Source organism: Neorhizobium petrolearium (genome assembly GCF_029854435.1).
GTDB classification, from domain to species: Bacteria; Pseudomonadota; Alphaproteobacteria; order Rhizobiales; family Rhizobiaceae; genus Neorhizobium; species Neorhizobium petrolearium.
The window spans coordinates 233,861-250,937 of sequence record NZ_CP123001.1; the positions used below are offsets into that span (position 1 = coordinate 233,861).

General features: G+C 58.2%; 17 protein-coding genes and 2 pseudogenes. 6 read left to right on the plus strand and 13 right to left on the minus strand.

Going from position 1 to position 17,077, the window contains the following annotated elements:
• Positions 1-283: 283 nt before the first annotated feature.
• From QEO92_RS27995 to QEO92_RS28005, 3 genes are read right to left on the minus strand one after another with little or no spacing between them, the layout of a single operon-like run.
• A complete protein-coding gene (locus QEO92_RS27995) occupies positions 284-1,012 on the minus strand; it encodes a protein phosphatase 2C domain-containing protein (RefSeq protein WP_227705443.1) in 729 nt (242 codons plus the stop codon).
• Positions 1,002-1,715, minus strand: coding sequence for a nucleotidyl transferase AbiEii/AbiGii toxin family protein (locus QEO92_RS28000; RefSeq protein WP_109708108.1), 714 nt, complete (start codon positions 1,713-1,715; stop codon positions 1,002-1,004). Before QEO92_RS28000 ends, QEO92_RS27995 begins: the two co-directional genes overlap by 11 nt.
• Complete coding sequence (locus QEO92_RS28005; protein WP_080802349.1) at positions 1,712-2,281, minus strand: hypothetical protein; 570 nt, start codon at positions 2,279-2,281, stop codon at positions 1,712-1,714. The genes QEO92_RS28000 and QEO92_RS28005 overlap by 4 nt, the downstream gene beginning before the upstream one ends.
• A gap of 372 nt (positions 2,282-2,653) precedes the next feature.
• Between QEO92_RS28005 and QEO92_RS28010 the strand changes: the two genes are divergently transcribed.
• A complete protein-coding gene (locus QEO92_RS28010) occupies positions 2,654-3,655 on the plus strand; it encodes a sensor histidine kinase (protein WP_227705444.1) in 1,002 nt (333 codons plus the stop codon).
• A gap of 84 nt (positions 3,656-3,739) precedes the next feature.
• On the opposite strand, the pseudogene QEO92_RS28015 reads toward QEO92_RS28010, so the two are convergent.
• From QEO92_RS28015 to QEO92_RS28060, 10 genes and pseudogenes are all read right to left on the minus strand, one after another.
• Positions 3,740-3,865, minus strand: a pseudogene (locus QEO92_RS28015) (nuclear transport factor 2 family protein); the annotation flags it as partial.
• Between the two features lie 171 nt (positions 3,866-4,036).
• Positions 4,037-4,300: pseudogene (locus QEO92_RS28020) on the minus strand (helix-turn-helix domain-containing protein); the annotation flags it as partial.
• Positions 4,290-5,123 carry an IS5 family transposase gene (locus tag QEO92_RS28025; protein WP_210058921.1) on the minus strand — a complete coding sequence of 278 codons (834 nt, stop codon included), beginning with the start codon at positions 5,121-5,123 and terminating at the stop codon, positions 4,290-4,292. The pseudogene QEO92_RS28020 and the gene QEO92_RS28025, both read right to left, overlap by 11 nt.
• A 209-nt stretch (positions 5,124-5,332) precedes the next feature.
• Positions 5,333-6,103, minus strand: coding sequence for an SDR family NAD(P)-dependent oxidoreductase (locus QEO92_RS28030; RefSeq protein WP_227705445.1), 771 nt, complete (start codon positions 6,101-6,103; stop codon positions 5,333-5,335).
• A 24-nt stretch (positions 6,104-6,127) separates the two neighbouring features.
• Positions 6,128-7,096, minus strand: coding sequence for an NAD-dependent epimerase/dehydratase family protein (locus tag QEO92_RS28035; RefSeq protein WP_227705446.1), 969 nt, complete (start codon positions 7,094-7,096; stop codon positions 6,128-6,130).
• Positions 7,093-7,773, minus strand: a complete 681-nt coding sequence (locus tag QEO92_RS28040) for an amino acid ABC transporter permease (RefSeq protein WP_227705447.1) — start codon at positions 7,771-7,773, stop codon at positions 7,093-7,095. Before QEO92_RS28040 ends, QEO92_RS28035 begins: the two co-directional genes overlap by 4 nt.
• A 9-nt stretch (positions 7,774-7,782) precedes the next feature.
• Positions 7,783-8,454: an amino acid ABC transporter permease gene (locus tag QEO92_RS28045; protein WP_227705448.1), complete on the minus strand. Its 672-nt coding sequence runs from the start codon at positions 8,452-8,454 to the stop codon at positions 7,783-7,785.
• 55 nt (positions 8,455-8,509) lie between these two features.
• A complete protein-coding gene (locus QEO92_RS28050) occupies positions 8,510-9,373 on the minus strand; it encodes a substrate-binding periplasmic protein (protein ID WP_227705449.1) in 864 nt (287 codons plus the stop codon).
• Positions 9,374-9,403: 30 nt separating this feature from the next.
• Positions 9,404-10,315: a polysaccharide deacetylase family protein gene (locus QEO92_RS28055; RefSeq protein WP_227705450.1), complete on the minus strand. Its 912-nt coding sequence runs from the start codon at positions 10,313-10,315 to the stop codon at positions 9,404-9,406.
• Positions 10,316-10,317: 2 nt separating this feature from the next.
• Positions 10,318-10,797, minus strand: coding sequence for an ureidoglycolate lyase (locus QEO92_RS28060; protein WP_227705451.1), 480 nt, complete (start codon positions 10,795-10,797; stop codon positions 10,318-10,320).
• A gap of 181 nt (positions 10,798-10,978) precedes the next feature.
• Between QEO92_RS28060 and QEO92_RS28065 the strand changes: the two genes are divergently transcribed.
• The 5 genes from QEO92_RS28065 (at position 10,979) to QEO92_RS28085 (ending at position 17,061) form a co-directional block, all read left to right on the plus strand.
• A complete protein-coding gene (locus QEO92_RS28065; protein WP_227705452.1) occupies positions 10,979-11,644 on the plus strand; it encodes a GntR family transcriptional regulator in 666 nt (221 codons plus the stop codon).
• A gap of 579 nt (positions 11,645-12,223) precedes the next feature.
• A complete protein-coding gene (locus tag QEO92_RS28070; protein WP_227705453.1) occupies positions 12,224-13,234 on the plus strand; it encodes a GlxA family transcriptional regulator in 1,011 nt (336 codons plus the stop codon).
• A gap of 182 nt (positions 13,235-13,416) precedes the next feature.
• Positions 13,417-15,099 (plus strand): ABC transporter substrate-binding protein, encoded by a 1,683-nt coding sequence (locus QEO92_RS28075; RefSeq protein ID WP_227705454.1) that lies wholly within the window; start codon positions 13,417-13,419, stop codon positions 15,097-15,099.
• A 68-nt stretch (positions 15,100-15,167) separates the two neighbouring features.
• Positions 15,168-16,181 carry an ABC transporter permease gene (locus tag QEO92_RS28080; RefSeq protein WP_227705455.1) on the plus strand — a complete coding sequence of 338 codons (1,014 nt, stop codon included), beginning with the start codon at positions 15,168-15,170 and terminating at the stop codon, positions 16,179-16,181.
• Between the two features lie 4 nt (positions 16,182-16,185).
• A complete protein-coding gene (locus QEO92_RS28085; protein ID WP_227705456.1) occupies positions 16,186-17,061 on the plus strand; it encodes an ABC transporter permease in 876 nt (291 codons plus the stop codon).
• Positions 17,062-17,077 lie beyond the last annotated feature (16 nt).

The following is a 17,077-nucleotide window of genomic DNA, read 5'->3' on the forward strand; positions in this document are numbered from 1 at the left end:
CTGCCCCAGAAGCGCTTTAAGCCAGCCAGGAATGGGAAGTGATGAGCGAAGCGCGTAAGAGATGGAAGTTTCCCATTCCTTATGGCCTGCCGAGGTCGGCGATCGATTACAGGCGCAATCCGGAGACACTGGCCCCCGAGATCACCAGTGCCGCTTGGGGAAACGTATCTGACAACTTTTGTTGGTGAATACGCTTTTGTTGGCATTCATATTCCGTCCCATGGTTGGATCCGTATGGTGCAGATACACGCAGATAAACATCGCGACCGACGACCTATAGACGTCAGTCGAGCCTTCGAATGTAGAGCCCATCCGAGCCACCTTCTTTGAGATGAATCTCATCGACGTTTTCCGTCTGGGCGAGGCTGATCAAAAGGGCGCTGCAGTCGTCCTGCTCGGCTGACGCCGTCCTGCTGCCTGTATGAAGGAACGTCGTCTGTTGATCGGGACTTAACTCGGCCCAGAAGCCATCGGTCGCCATGATCAGATGCGCTGCCGTTCCCTCGATTTTCTCAATCGTCGGGGCAATAAATTCCCTGGATCGGAAGCTTGACGTTAAGAGATGTCGCGCTTTTGATTTCGCAATTTCAGCATGCGGTAAGTCTTTTACTGCATTCGCCAAGGTGTGTGGGGCGGTTATCCAGGATACTGATCCATCCGCACCCCTGATGCCCAATAAGCAATCTCCTGCATAGGCGGCAAAGCAGCCCTCCACGCCGCAAATCACTACGAGATAGCTAGCAGACCCTCGCGGAAAGCGTGGTGCCAGATCACTGTGCAGATCGCGGAGGAAGTCGCATAGGACCTCAGCTGAGACAGGAGAAGCCGCGGCAAACCAATCGACCATCTCTTTTACCAGCACGCGGGCAAGGTCTCCATTGCTCTCGCCGGCTGTCGATCCGTCTGTGATGATCATCAGCAGGCCGTGAGCATTAATGCCGATGCCAGCAAAGTCCCGGTTGTCGCTTGTGCGGGTTCCCTTCAGCGTGCGCCATTCGAGGTTAGCCCGCATTTTTGCCATCACACTGGCTGATCGCCACATAGCGCGCTTTTACGATGGCTGAGCGGCCAGGCTGTTTACGGAGATTTCCTTCAAGGAAGTCGTCAAAATCACTATTGGCGAGAAGTGCGCGGAACCCCTCGGCGGTGAATTGACGCACGTCAACTGAGGCAGCAGAAATCTCGGCTAGTAACTCCTCGCGTCCGTCAACCATCAACAACAGATCCTCTGCATCGCGACTGGAGTAAAGATCATTGTTGCCGCGCCCTAGGAAGGCCTCAAGTTTGGTCGCTACGAAAATGGGCGGTGTCAGCACCTTTATGTCTATGCCGGCGTCGAGGATGTGCGGCTGAGCCGTTTCGATCCCGGTCGCATACCAACGATTGCTAAAACCGAGGATTGCTTCATCATCGGGCATGAAATCGACCTTGAGCCTGCCGAGGCGCATCCGGCAGATTACATCATCGTCAGCAGCCTCTACGAAACCTTTTGTGCGCAGGTCTTCCAGCAGCATTGCCCATTCATGCAATCCGGCAAGATCGACGATCAGATCGATATCGTCCGTCGACCTGACGTCTTCCAGCGTCACCGGGTCTGTGATGAACAGCGCCGTTGTGCACCCTCCGACAAAGACGAGACGGTTGCGGAGGTCATCGCCAAGAGCGGTAGCGACGGCCTTCAGCATCTCCAACAGCTGCTCGCGGATCTCAGTCATTTCGCGAGCATCCTTGATTTGAGGTGATCGCTTGCCAGTCCAACTTCGCGCTGGTTTCCAAGTCTGATGGCATCGACCAGAGCCAGATATTCGTAGAGGTGCTGGTCTTTCAAGGCTGCTTCCGGCACGCTCTTGAACAACGGTTCCACCGATTGCCCCATCTCTCGCCCTTCGGCGTATGGCCACACGTAGTTGTAGCTTCCACCGCTGACGAGCAATCCTTCGAGCATAGGGGCCGCGAACGCCGTCGGGATGCCGCGTTGCATTGGGCCTGGGTTTGCGGGGAACACGAACCTCAAACCGTGAATGATGAAGTTGAACAGGTTTCGTCGGTGTGGGCGTGGTTCATTTTTCGCGTTGTCCTTCCGCGCGATACCGGATGCTACGCTTCGCTTGATGGATTGCGCAATTTCTGTTTTGCTGATGCCGGTGAGATTTTCCAGATTTCGGACAGCATAGGGATCCCCCCCAATCGATTCCGATCGCAGTCGCTCTGAGCCCTTCTCGAGCTCTTGATCCTGCAAGCTGATCAATTTCAGCAGGACGACAATATCCTGACTTTTCATTGCATCTGTCCTCTGTCCTGGGACTGAGGACATTAGTCTGCATCTAACTGTTTTGTCAAATTTAACCGATGTAATTGCCGCGCGCTTGAATTTCCCGATCAGACTGGTGCGGCACGTATGTCAACCGGATTGTAATGCTAATCTTTTATCCGAGCGAACCTGCCCCGGACCGCAGACGGCGTGATGACCTGACATTCCGACAAGCAAGTAGCTGCAACAATTGGGAAAAATTAACAAAATGCGGCCGACAAACAAAGGGTCGATGGTTCGTATCCCTTCAAGGCGACGACCACTTGCCGCACGTGAAGAAAAAGATAGTTTTCGGGTTCTACGGTATTAAATGAAGCGACGATTTTTCATGGAGATGCCTCTATGCCGTTTAGCGACCCTCACCATCCGCTCTGGAAGCCCGAAAACCTGCGTCGCGCCATCCATGCGGCGGGGGTGGCGCTTTGGTCATGGGAAGTAACGAACGATCGTTTTGCCATGGACGAGCAGGCATTCAAACTATGGGGGCTTGTCAAAAGTGGCGAGGTAAAATTCGAAGACCTTTCAGCCCGCATCCACCCGGCCGACAGGGATCGGGTGCGTGCCGCATTCATGGCAACACGCGGAATTGTCGGAGCCTACGAGATCGATTTCCGAATTATAGTTGGAGACGAGATCCGGTGGATCTCTGCGCGGGGCATAGGCGATGACGCCGCCCTCCACGAGGGACAGATGTTTGGAGTTTTTCTGGACGTCACCGGACGCAAGCAGGCTGAAGAAGGCAACGAGCTGCTGGCTGGCGAAATGAGTCATCGCGTCAAGAATCTCTTGGCCATTGCCATGGGTCTTACCAATATCACCTCGCAATCGACAACAACCGCGAAGGAGATGGCGCAAGAACTGACAGGGCGATTGGCGGCTCTCGGTCGGGCCCATGATCTTGTGCGCCCGATTCCCGGCGATCAGGGGCATGCTGCCCTTTTGGCCGACCTCCTATCGGTCCTGCTTTCGCCTTATGAAGATATTGGAGCATTTAAAGGGCGTATTCGGGTTGCGGTGCCGCGCATGGGCGTAGGGGAAGCCGCTGCAACCGCGCTGTCTCTCATCTTCCACGAACTGGCGACAAACTCCTTGAAATATGGCGCCCTCTCTGTGGATACCGGAACGCTCGACCTTTCAGGGTCTGCCGACAATGACGAGGTTACGCTGACATGGACCGAGCGGGGCGGGCCGGCGGTAGCACCCCCAAATGAGGCTGAGGGCTATGGAAGCAAGTTGCTCAACCGAAGTGTATCCGGTCAACTTGGGGGGACGATTACATACGACTGGTCGCCCGATGGGGTCGTCGTTGTTCTCAAACTGAGAAGCGAGAGACTGGCAAAGTGATGGTTCAGATCCCATATGTGGACGGCCCCCAGAAGCTGGTTGCGGACCGGGGCAGCGCCCGCCGTTGCCACGCTCGACGCGCAGCAGCATGCGCTCGCTGTTGACGTATCCGCGGTACGTTCCGGCCCGCGGCCAGTCCTCGCCAGGGATGATCCACCCGATGTCTTCGGCGACCACCGCCAGCAGAGCCTCCCTGTCGCCGCAGCCGATCGCGGCGAAGAAGTCCTCACGGTGTGGATGTTCTACTCGTTACTCATTGGAATTTCTCCATTTTGCACGGATCGGATCGCGCTCGATCCGATCCGTGCATCCCGGTGCACCCGGTGGGCACGTCGTGTTCGTCAATCGAACTTGACCAGGTCCTCGAAGATCAGTTGACCCCAGCCCGCGCAAGGTGAATGCCTGCGCGCGGCAGCGCTCGATTAGCCAGGCCCGATGCTCACCGGCGATCGCTCGCGGCTTGTGCCCGCCCATCTGGCCGGCGGCGGCGCTGCCCGTCTCACGGAAGCGCCGTACCCAATCGATCGCCGTGCTGATGCCGATGCCGAAGCGCTTCGCCGCCGCCCGACAGGACAGCCCATCGCGCGTCACTGCACCAACAACACGGTCCCTAAGAGCCTGACTCGAAAAGAGCTCAATAGACATAATACCTTGCGAGCCTCCGGGTGAGAATGCGGATGTGGGCGATGAGCATCCAGGTTTCAGCGGAGGCGATTGATTTCTCCCAGTCTTTGGTCAGTCGCCTGCATCTACCAAGCCAGGCGAATGTGCGCTCCACGACCCAGCGACGCGGCAGCACTTCGAAGCCCTTTGCCTTGTCTGTTCGCTTGACGATCTGGAGCGTGAACTTCGCGACCTTCTGCAATGCTGCCCGCAGTTTCGGACCGGCATAACCGCCGTCAGCAAAGATGTGCCTGAGCCACGGCCAGCGTCTGAGGATGGTTTTAAGGACTGCAGCCGCACCGTCGCGGTCTTGAATGTCTGCGCCGTGAACGACGAGCCCCACCATCAAGCCGAGCGTGTCGACGACAATATGACGCTTGCGACCTTTGGTCTTCTTGCCCGCGTCATAGCCCGCAATCCCGCCACTTTCGGTCGTTTTGACGCTCTGACTGTCGATCACGCCCGCCGTTGGCGAGGCTTCCTTTCCCTCCAGCTCGCGCGTCTCCATAACGAGATGATGGTTGATCCGCAGCCACAAGCCAGTCGCCCGCCACTCGTAGAAGTAACCCTGCACGGTTGAATAGGGTGGAAAATCCTTCGGCAGCATCCGCCATTGGCATCCGGTCGATGCGATGTAAAGCAGTGCGTTCAAAACTTCACGCAATTCCGTCTTGCGCGGTCGACCGAGCCTGCGTGGCGTCGGCATAAAGGGAGCGATCAGCAGCCATTCCCTGTCCGTCAGATCACTTGCATAACGCACCGTCCGTCGGCCATATTGGCGGCGGGTGAAATCAGTCCAGCCCATTGCGGTCTCCATCGAATCCTAAGCAAATCCGAAGGAATCACAACTGGCTGATTTCACTCAACTCTTCTCTTCGGTCAGGCTCTAAGGTCATCCGAAAAGGGTCTCGCCATCCTGGCCGGCCTCCTGCACCGGCCTGAATGGTGAATCTGATTTGCTCACAAAAGGGAATCCCCATGCCGATTCCGCCTAAATTCATCCCGCTCTAAAAATCAGGCCGCCATCCATCCGCCATCGACGAGCAGATTGTGACCAGTGATGTAGGTGCACTCGTTGCTCGCCAGAAACAAAGCTGCATTGGCCACGTCGGTTGGCGTTCCCAAACGCGGCATCGGAGTGCGCTGGCGCGAATATTCGAGCATTTCAGGCAGGACGGCGCGGCCGCCTTTGCCGGTCAGTACCTTGCCCGGGGCAACCGCGTTGCAGATGATGTTCTGCGCAGCATAATCCGCGGCGATCTGCTTCGTCATATAGGCGATGCCGGCCTTGCTGACACCGTAGGCAAAATCGCTTGGAGCCGACACCATGCCATGCTGGGAGGCGATATTTACGATCCTGCCGCGCGCTTCGTCGACAATCTCCTGCTCGAGCATGATGCGAACAGCAGCGCGGCTGCACAGGAATGCGCCCTTCAAATTGACGTCCATGACCCGATCCCATTCGGCCTCTTCGGTCTCGGCAAGCGGTGTCGGGGCGTGAATGGCGGCATTGTTGACGAGCACGTCGATTCTGCCGAAGCAGGTTTGCGCCTCGGCGAAAACCCGCCCAACATCGGCGGAACTTGCGACATCGCCCCGCAGGAAAATGGCGTTCCCTCCGATCGCGTGCAGCGCCTCGATAACGGGTCTGCCGCCTTCGACGACATCCTTCGAAATATCGACCGCGACGATGTTGGCGCCTTCTTCCATGAAACGGATGGCGATGGCGCGACCAATTCCGGAAGACGCGCCCGTTATAATGACCGTTTTGTTTTGAAGACGCACGAGCTTTCCCCGTTCTTAAATTGCCTAGCCGTTCACCGAAGATAACCAGCGGACATAATCTTCGGCTGCTTCACGGCCGGAAAGCGTCGGGCGGAAGCCCGTATCCGCCACGAACCGTTCGATATCGAGAGGGGAGCGGTCCGCCGCCAGTCCAAACTTGAGGTTGGGCGTGTCGCCTTCACCGGCAATCTTCCAGCCGCGGTGACCAGGAAACGCCTGCAGCTCTTCGCACCAGTCTGCAACGCTGCTGATGACGCCGCCGCCGAGATTGTAGACGGTGTGGTTGAGTGCCTTCGCGCCGAGAATGGCGGCGATGCCGGCGCCGGCGTCGCGGCTGTAGAGCCAGTCCCCCTTCAGGGAACGCGGCAAGACGACATTTTCGCCCTGCTGCCAAAGGTCGACGACCTGGGCATGCGGGCTCAGGATCGGGCGCAGGCCGGTTTTATATTCCCAGGGGCCGTAGACCGGGCCAAGCCGGATAATCGCCAGATCGATTTCATAGAGCTTGGCCAGCCGTATGGCGGTCGCCTCGGCGGCAAGTTTGGAGATGCCGTAAAGGCTCGTCGGCGACGGGATGAATTCGCCTTCCCGATAGGCTCCCTTTTCGGGTGCAGTTTCGCCATAGACTGCAACGCTACTTGCGAGGATCAGGCGCGGGCGGGGCGACAGGCGTACGATCGATCGCATGAGGTTGGCCGTGCCCGCGACGTTGACGGCGATCACGGCGGCTGGATCGCCCATCTCCGCGTCGCGATCCGGGGTGACGGCAGCCAGATGAATGACGGCTTGCGTCTCGACGGAGGAAAACAACCGCTCGAGATCGGCTGGGACAGTAACGTCTCCCACCACGAAGGGAATGCTGCCGAATTGCGCCGAGAAGCGTGCGGGAACGGCACCGCGTCCGAACAGAACCACCTCAAGATTTGCCTGTTTCAAGGCCTCGGTGACCGCCAGGCCGACAAACCCCGTGCCGCCGGTGATGACAATCCTCATCTCTGGTTACTCCCGATAATGGCGCGCCTCTCCATCCTGGATACCCAATGGGAGAAGGGCCAGAGCATAACGAAGAAGATGACGGCTGCGGCGGTCAGCGGCGTCGGGTTGTAGGTCTGCTCCTGTGCGACGCGGGCCGACCGCAACAGTTCGGGAAGTGCCACCATCGAGGCGATCGAGGTCGTCTTGACGAGTTCAAGTGAATTGCTGGCCAGAGGCGCGAGCACCTTTTTCAGAACCTGAGGCAATATGATCAGCAACATTGTGTGACCCCGATGAAGACCGAGGGCGGCTGCGGCTTCATGCTGTCCCTTTGGAATCGAAAGCAGCCCGGCGCGAAATATCTCACCGAAATATCCCGTATTGTTGATGACGAGCGCCACGACGACAGCTGTGAAATTTCCAAGCTTGATCCCAAAAAAGGGGAGGCTGTAAAAAATGAGGATCAGCAAAACGATGACCGGGAAGGACCGCAGAAGATCGATCAGTATGATCGTGATACGCCGTACGAGCGAGCCGCCGAAGCTGTAGACGATAGCGACTGCGAGACCGGTCGCGATGGATAATGGCAGGGTGACGAGCGCCAGAAGGACGGTCAATTCAAGGCCCTGCAACAACAGAGGATAGATCTGCTGCAAGGATGCGAGGCTGGCGAAATTCTCGAGAAAAAGGTCCATAGCGGCGTCTCACTGTGACCTGGAAAAACGTTTTTCCAGGACCCGGCTTAACCAGACCAAGGGAATGAAGAACGCCAGATAAAAGCCGGCCGCGAGCGTCAGGGGCGAAGGATTGGCATGGATCGACATGGCGCTCTGCGCGCTACCCAACGCTTCGGGCAGCGAGATGGCAGCGCCGAGCGCTGTGCCTTTGGTTATGGCGATCGCCCTGTTGGTGATAAGCGGAATGGCAAGTCGGATGGCTTGTGGAAGGATCACCATTCGCATCGTTACGAGACGCGAGACGCCCAATGCGTGGGCCGCCTCCCACTGTCCCTTCGGTACCGCCATGATCGTTGCCCAGAAGATCTCGGCCGAAAAGGCCGCGAGCACGGCTGCGAGCGCGAGCGAGGTTGCAAAAAAGGGTGAGAACACGATGCCCATGTAAGGCAAGCCGAAGTAGATGAAGATGATGATGACCAACTGCGGCAGGGTCCGGAAAACCTCGACGTAGATTGTTACGAGCACACTGAGAACCCGATTACGGGTAGCGCGCAGCAAGGCAAAGAACAAACCCGTCGCCACGCCAATGACGATGACGCAGGCCGCGACTTGAACTGTTATGAGAAAGCCACGCAAGACGTCCGGAAAGGCTTGTGCCATGACCGTGAGGTTGAAGTAGTTCTCAAGGATCTGATCCATCTAATCCTCGCAATGAAGCCCAGCGCGGTATCTGCCGCGCCGGGCTTCCGGCAGGTCAATTGCAGGATAGATCGTGTGGCTTTTCATCGTGGCCTTTGAACCCGGGCGCGCCGTATCCCACGTAGACCGTGGTGAGAGACGTTCCTTCCGCCGGCTTTTCGCCGTACCACTTTTCGTAGAGCCGAGCCATCGTGCCGTCCGTCTTCAGGCATTCGATGGCCGCCTCGACCTTGTCGCGATAGGCCTCGTCGCCAATCCGAAAGGCATAGCCGAAGTTACGCCCGTTAAAGTCCTTGAAGCCAACTTCGATCGCCGGGTTCTTGCTGGCTGCGTAGACGGTCGTCGGAATTTCGTTCAGGGCGGTAAAGGCGCGGCGGGTGATGACGGCCTGGACGGAGTCGGGGAAGGTTTCGTAGCGCTGGACTTCGAAACCATATTTTTCGGCATTCTGGGTGGCCCAGGTATCAGAGATGGTACCGCGATTGACGGCGACCGTCTTACCCTTCAACCCTTCGAAGCCATCAAGCTTGGTGCCCTTGGCGACGATGAAGCCGTTGCCGGTCGCAAAGAAGGGCTCGGTGTAGAGCATTTTCTCCGACCGCTCCTGGGTGATGTTCAGCGGGTTGACGGTAAATTCGATGCGGTTGGCAAACAGCGCTGCAAACAGGCCCGAGAAGTTGATGTCCTGAATGTCGACGGAGGGCCGGCCTACCTTCTTCGAAATCGCCGTGATGAGATCGACGCCGAAACCTTCCGGGCCGTTGGTACCGCGCACCATCCATGGCGCGACGCCGAAATCCGAGCCTACGACAAGAGGCTTGTCCTGCGGATGGTCCTGGGCAAGGGCGGATGGGCCTGAAGACCCGAGGACCGTCAGGGCGGTTGCGAGCGCGATCGGTCTGATTGTTCTGCCTTTCATTGGATTCCCCTTTTTTCTATCTGGTGTTGATCATGATGACGGTTGATGATGCTGATGCCAGTGTCTGGCGATGTCGCCGCGGCGGCAGACCCAGACACCGTCGTGGCGAGAGACGTGATCGAGAAAGCGCTGGACTCCTGCCGCTCTCCCTGGATGGCCCGCGACGCGCAAATGCAGCCCGACCGACATCATTTTCGGCCTGTGCTTGCCCTCGGCGTAGAGAACATCGAATGCGTCGCGCAGGAACTGGAAGAATTGGTCCCCGGTCGCGACCGCACCGCGCATGAATTTCGCGTCGTTGTTGGTCAGGCTGTAAGGCACGACAAGATGATTGCGCTCGCCGACTTTCACCCAGTAGGGCAATTCCTCGTTGTAGGCGTCGCTGTCGTAGGAAAAGCCCCCGTGTTCGATCAGCAGACTGCGCGTGTTGAGGCTGGGGCCATATCGGCAATACCAGCCGTCGGGGGCCGTGTCGGTCAGGGCTTTTATGATATTCACGGTCTTGGCGATGCGGTTGCGTTCTTCCTCCAGCGACAGGCCGCGATGGTGCTCCCAGCGCCAACCGTGCGCGCAGACGTCGAACTGGCTGGTGCGCAAATAGTCGGCGATCTCGGGATTGCGCTGCAACGCTACAGCACATGCCATGGCCGTTGCCGGTAGGCCGCGCTCTTCCAGCATTCCCGCAAGACGCCAGAAACCAACGCGGCTTCCGTATTCGAACATCGATTCCGCGGCGAGGTCGCGACCTTCAAACGAACCCGAGCCACCTTCCGTGAGCGCCGCCTCGCTGCTTGGATCGCCATCCGGAACGGAAGGCTCCGATCCTTCTTCGACGTTGAGCACGATGTTCAAAGCCAAGCGGGCACCATTTGGCCATCTCGGATCGTAGCCCTTGGCTCCGTAGCCGACGAAATCCCGTGTCAAGTGACTTGCGGAAGCCATATTCAAGCCTCCCGGTCCAGCGCAATCGGAATCGGCAGTTCATAGAATTCATCATTGGCTGCCCTGTCGGTAACCCCCATGGTGACGAAAAACTCCGCGGGGGCCGTGAATGCGGAAAGTGGCGCATGCCAGACATTGCGCTTATACGTGACGCCCTGTCCTGGACCGGCTTCATACGCGCGCAAGCCTTCCAAATCCGGGCTGCCGTCCGCACTGCTGGGGCAGGTCACGACGAGGAAACGGGTATCGCGGAGCGGCACAAACGCCTGATCGGAATAGGGATGCCGCTCCATGAACTTTATCTGCGCGGGAAGATGCGTCGCCTCGACGACCTTGGAAACCCAAAAAGCACGACGGATGTCGGCACGGTCGTTGGTGAAGTCGATTGAGAGCGGGCTCCGGCGCTGATCGCCGCGATGCTCGATGACATCGCCGAATTTTGAAAAATCGGTCTGGTTGAGCTTTTTCACGATCCGGATCACGCGACACTCCATCTAGATCCCATTGGGATACCAACGGGACACGGGGCAAATGTAAGGACAAAAAATTCTTTTTGTAAAGGGGAAAACGCTCGGGAATATACCAGTGGGATCCCAGCGGATTGCTTGATGCGTTCCTATCGTCTAAGAGGGTCTTGGTGAGGAAGAATCTCAAGGATTGAATGTGAAGGACGATGCAATTCCCACATCCGGGCGGGATCAGACGAAACTATCCGAACAGGCCTATCAGTATCTGAGGAGCCTCATCCTGGCTCGTGAACTTGGCCCGGGGGATGTGTTCACCGAACGTAAGCTCGCCGAACAGATCAATGTTTCGCGCACCCCGTTAAGAGCCGCCATCAACCGCCTTGTCGGCGAAGGACTGGTATCACGCCTGTCGAGTGGCAGCATCGTCATCAGGCAGGTCGCGGTCGAAGAGCTGATGGAAATCCTCGTCATCCGCAGGCTGCTAGAAGGTGAGGCGGCCGCGCAGGCCGCTCATCGCAGCACGCCCGGAAGCGTTGACGTCATGTTGGAAAAGAGCCGTGCGGTCGCCGCAGACCCGGGCTTGGACTTCGATCCATTCTGGGAATATGACGACGAGTTCCACCTCTTCGTGGCCGACGCCAGCGGCAAACCGATGCTCGCTCAGTACATCCGCAATCTGCGCGACAAAGCAAGGATGGCGCATGTCGTGCGAATGGAGAAAAACTTCGAGCAACAGGCGCTCGAACATATAGCCGTATTGCAGGCGATCGCCGACAAGAAGCCCGACGAGGCGCGCGAGGCAATGTCCGGCCATATTGATCGCGTCCGCGAACGTTTCATGCGCTGGCTCTTCGCCGATTGATACACGGTAATCCCAGAAGCAAAAGCCCTGCCCCCAACTGATCCACGCGTTGGAATGGAGCCTTTCCACGGTTCAAACCCGAGCTGGCCCCCGGCTTCCTGCACCGGTTTACGGTATCTGCACCGCTCACCTGACTCGAGACGATTGACTTAATCAAAGCGTCGCTGTTACGATTGAACTGGGATACCAATGGGATTGCATCGGGATTTCCATACGAATGGAGCAGTGAGCGCCGAACGTCTGGCCGCCTGCGGCTTAACCGGCGTCGGGCTACAGTTCGAGACGATGCTGACAGATAAACGCAGTCACGTGCCCACCAACACAGCAACGCCGCGTGATCGGCTGGCAGTATAGAACGTCTCGCCGAAGAAGCTTCGGCCCTGTCTCTACCAGCGACAGGCCGATGCCGCGCGCGAAGGAAGAACGACAGCAGGCTTCGATGTGACCGAGAAATGAATGCTCGAGCGGGAAGGAGATACGATTGCTATATTTTTGCGGATTCATCTTTCGCCATCAGCAAACTGTTCTCTGGCCCGAACGAGCGAGTTGCGCGCGGCTATCTGCAGAAGGCCTCTGCAAATGACGGAGCAGAGCTATTCCCTAAAGCAGTTGGCGCTCGGCCAACGCCCAATCAGTATCGGCTTTTATCTCGTTCCTGAATTCCCACTGATGACCTTTGCCGCCGCGCTCGATTCCCTCAGACAGGGCAACCGCCTTGCGAAACGAAAAGTGTTTGAGTGGCTTATTTTGTCGGCCGATGGAAGACGCGTGAATTCAAGCAGCGGCCTTGGCTTCGATGCCGACGCAGCAATCAGTCTGTCTCCGCGCTGCGACGTCGTCATATTGTGCGCCGGCATCAACTATGCGGGTGCCTATGATGCCAACGTATTTGCATGGCTGCGGCGCATCTATTCTGAAGGGTGCGTCTTGGGAGCAGTCAGCACTGCGGTGTTTTTCCTGGCCAAGGCGGGATTGATGGAAGGGCGACGATGCGCGGTCCATTGGGAGTCGCTGGCGAGTTTTCGCAGCGAGTTCCCGAATTGCCTTGCGACTGACGACATCTTTGCGATCGACGGGCGCTTTCTAACGTCGTCGGGAGGTACCGTCACGCTCGACATGATGCTCTACCTGATCGCTGCGGTCGAAGGACGGGAACTCGCCGCGCTCATTTCGGACCAGTTCAACCATGCGCGCATAAGGCGTCAGGACGACGTTCAACGCATGTCGCCCGAAGATCGGTTTGGTATCCGAAATGCCAAGCTCGCCTTTGTTGTTCGTCGGATGGAAGCAACCCTCGGCGACCCCCTCGATATTTCCGATCTCTCCGATAGCGTTGCATTGTCTCTCCGGCAGCTTGAGCGCCTTTTTCACGCCAATCTCGGAAAAAGCCCGATGAGGTTTTACATCGAGCTGCGCATGGCGCGTGCACGGGAACTGCTGGTCCATACCCGACTGACGGTCGGCGAGATCGCACAGCTCTGCGGCTATGAGTCAGCCTCCCATTTCGGTCGGTTCTATCGGACGCGGTTTCATGAAAGTCCCGCCGCGACACGGAAAGCGGAAAGGCACGATGAGGCGAACCATCTTTGAACAATGTCGAACCACGCAGAAAAGATGTCGATTCAGAGCATGTTGCCAGCAATCGGCACGTCCTAACTTTTGGGATGACGGACGGCTGACGGACAAAAGTCCGCAGCGACTGCGCCGGTGGGAAACATCCACTGACCGGTCTTTAAAAAAACGACACGGAACAGCTAAGCGCGAACTCGGAGATGACCATCTTGGACAAGAATCAGCATTCCTATATCCCGACCCTCGTCGAACAAATGTCGGATGGCTCGATCGGCCGTCGCGAATTTCTGCGAAAGGCCACGCTGCTTGGCCTGTCTGCGGCAGCCGCCTATTCGCTTGCCGGCATTCCGACACCGTCGACCATAGCCAACGCGGCGGACAAGAAGAAAGGCGGCAATCTGCGGATCGGCATGCGTTGCATGGAGATCAGGGATCCGCATCTGGCCGACTTCGCGGAGAAGTCGAATGTCGTGCGCCAGGTCTGCGAATATCTGACCTTGACCGACCGCAACAACATCACCCATCCCTACCTGCTCGAAAAGTGGGATGTCAGCGATGACCTGAAAACCTGGACGCTGCATATCCGCAAGGATGTCAAATGGCGCAAGGGCGGTCGCCCGCTGACGGCTGACGATGTCGTCTGGAACCTGAAGCGAGTCAGCGACCCGAAAGTCGGTTCCTCCGTGCTCGGTCTCTTCACAGGCTATCTCGTTCAGGAATATGATGCGGGCGAGAAGGATGCGAAAGGCAATCCGAAAAAGTCGAGCAAACTGTGGGCCGACAACGCGATCGAAAAAGTCGATGATTATACGGTGCGCCTCAACTGCTATGCACCGCAGATCGCAGTGCCGGAACATCTTTATCACTATCCGATGTTCATTCTCGACCCCGCCGAGAAAGGCGCGTTCGGTCCCGACAGCAACGGCACCGGTCCTTTTGTGATGACAGAATACACAGTCGGCAAAGGCGCCAAATACAAGGCCCGCAGTGACTATTGGGGTGAGGGTCCCTATCTCGATACCTTCGAATATGTCGATCTCGGCGACAATCCCGGTGCCGGCATTGCGGCCATGGCGTCCAAGCAGGTCGATGGTTTGTCGGAAGCCGATGCCGTCCAGATCAACGCGATGAAGAACTTCCCGCATGTCTCGGTCTATAAGGTCGAAACGACCCAGACCGTCGTTGCTCGCATGCATCCGGAAGTGGAGCAGTTCAAGGACAAGCGTGTCCGCCAGGCGATGCGGCTTGCGGTCGACCGCGACAAGGTCATCCAGACTGCGCTTCTCGGCGCGGGCTCGCCGGCCGAAGACCATCACGTCGCGCCGTCGCATCCCGAATATGCCGCCCTGCCGAAATATCCCCGCGATATCGAAAAGGCAAAGAAACTGCTGGCGGACGCCGGCTATCCGAACGGCTTCACATTCGACATGGTCACGCGCCCGGATCCCATCTGGGAGCTCAACACCGCGCAGGTGCTAGCCCAGCAGTTCGCCGATATCGGCGTCAAGATCAACATCAAGTCGCTGCCGAGCGCCCAGTATTGGGAGGTCTGGACCACGGCGCCCTTCAGCCTGACCGCCTGGGGCCACCGGCCGCTGGCGATCATGACGTTGTCGCTTGCCTACAGGTCGAACGCCGCTTGGAACGAATCCAACTACAAGAACCCGGAATTCGACAAGCTGCTGACGCAGGCGGAGGGGATCCTCGATCCGAAGGAGCGCAGCAAGGTGATGGCGAAGATCGAGGCGATCATGCAGGATGACGGACCGATCGTTCAGCCCTTCTGGCGTGTTTTCTCGACGGTCATGGACAAAAAGGTCCAGGGTTTCGAGCTGCATCCCTCGCAATATATCTTCGCGCACCAATACGCGATCGCGGCGTAATCTCCCAGCCGGTGCCTGGCCGCCTTCGGGTGGTCGGGTGCCGGGCTTTGGATATGCGGGTTTCCTGTATGGCGAACTTCTTCCTCAAGCGCTTGGTGATGATGCTGGTGACGATGCTCTGTGCATCCTTCCTCGTCTTCGCCGTCTGCGAATTCACCCCCGGCAGCGTTGCGCGCAAGTCACTCGGTCCATTTGCAACACAACAGCAGGTGGACCTGCTGTCGGAAAAGCTGAAGGCCAACGATCCCTTGCCGGTACGCTACGGCCGTTGGCTCGGGGTGCTGGTCGGTGCAATTCCCGATCAGCTGCAGGATCCGGCCACAGGGCTGAACTTCACCGATCCCCGCGGCGCTCAATATTTCGGCAATTTCGGCTATTCGACATTAAACAAGCTGCCGGTCAACGACGTCATCTGGGACAGGCTCGGCAATACAGCGATCCTGGCGGGCCTCGCCTTTCTGCTGATCGTTCCGCTGTCGATCGTCTTCGGCATCCTGTCCGGCCTCAAGGAAGGCGGCGTCCTCGACCGCACGCTTTCGGTGATCTGCATCACCTTCACCTCTATACCCGAATTCGCCTCGGGCGTCTTCCTGGTCACACTGTTCGTGATCCTTTGGCCGATCCTTCCCGGGACCAGCCCGCTCAACTCCGATGGCGGTTGGGCGGTGGCCTATCAGTTCGTCCTGCCGGTTGCCGTGCTGGTCATCTACGATTTCGGCTATGTCGCTCGCATGATCCGCGTGTCGATGATCGGCGTGATGGAAAGGCCCTATATCAGAACGGCAATCCTGAAGGGCATGAGCACGCGCCGCATGGTGCTGTCCCATGCTCTGCGCAATGCGATGATCGCGCCGTTCACCGTGCTTCTTCTGCAGATTAACTTCCTGATCAGCGGGGTCGTCGTCACAGAACTGGTGTTCGCCTATCCGGGCTTTGGCCGCCTCATCCTGGAAGCGAGCCTGTTCGGAGACATAGCGACCCTTGAGGCCGCGACCTTGATCACGGTCGCCATCGCCGTCGTTACGCAATTGCTCGGCGACCTCGGCTACATGCTGCTCGATCCACGCATCCGGGTGAGGTAGGATCATGGCCGTCCAGGACAATCCCGCATTCGCCGTCAAGGCAGCCCCCAAGCGCTCAGCCCGTCCGAACTGGATGCGGATCTTTCATTCGCGCACCGCAGTCGTTGGCCTCTGCCTCGTGCTGTTCTGGGTGATCGCCGCATTGACCGCGCCGATCCTTCCGCTTCCGTCGCCAACCGATTCCGACGTGATGGCCATGGGTAATCCCTATCCTTCGGCCGCACACTGGATGGGGACCGACATCCTCGGACGCGACATGCTGTCCCGGTTGATCTTCGGCGCGCGCACGGTCCTGTCGGTCGCGCCGCTGTCGGTTGCGGTCGCGATGATGGTCGGGATCGCCATGGGCATGGTGGCCGGCTACTACGGCGGCTGGATCGATATCCTCATCAGCCGCTTCTCCGATATCATTCTGGCCTTCCCGGTCCTGGTGATCTACGTCATCCTCATCGCCAATATCGGCCCCTCGGTGATGAACATCGTCATCGCGACGACGATTGCCTCGGCCCCCGGCATCGGCCGCATCACCCGCGGCCTTGTGTTGGGTCTGAAAGAGCAGGAATATGTCGCGGCGGCGAAGCTGCGCGGCGAAAGCACGCTCTACATCATGCTTGTGGAGATCCTGCCCAATTGCCGCAGCCTGCTGATCGTCGATGCCTGCCTTCGCATCGGCTATACCATCATCACCATCGGCATTCTCGGCTTTCTCGGTCTCGGCCTGCCGCCGCCGAACCCGGACTGGGGCGGCATGGTCAAGGAGAGCGTTACCGTTCTCAACGTTTGGCCTCACATGTCCCTCATACCGTCCTTTGCCCTTGTCAGCCTGGTGCTTGGCTTCAACCTGCTCGCCGACGGCATGAGAGAGGCTTGGAAGCCATGAACGTCGCTGTGCCCCA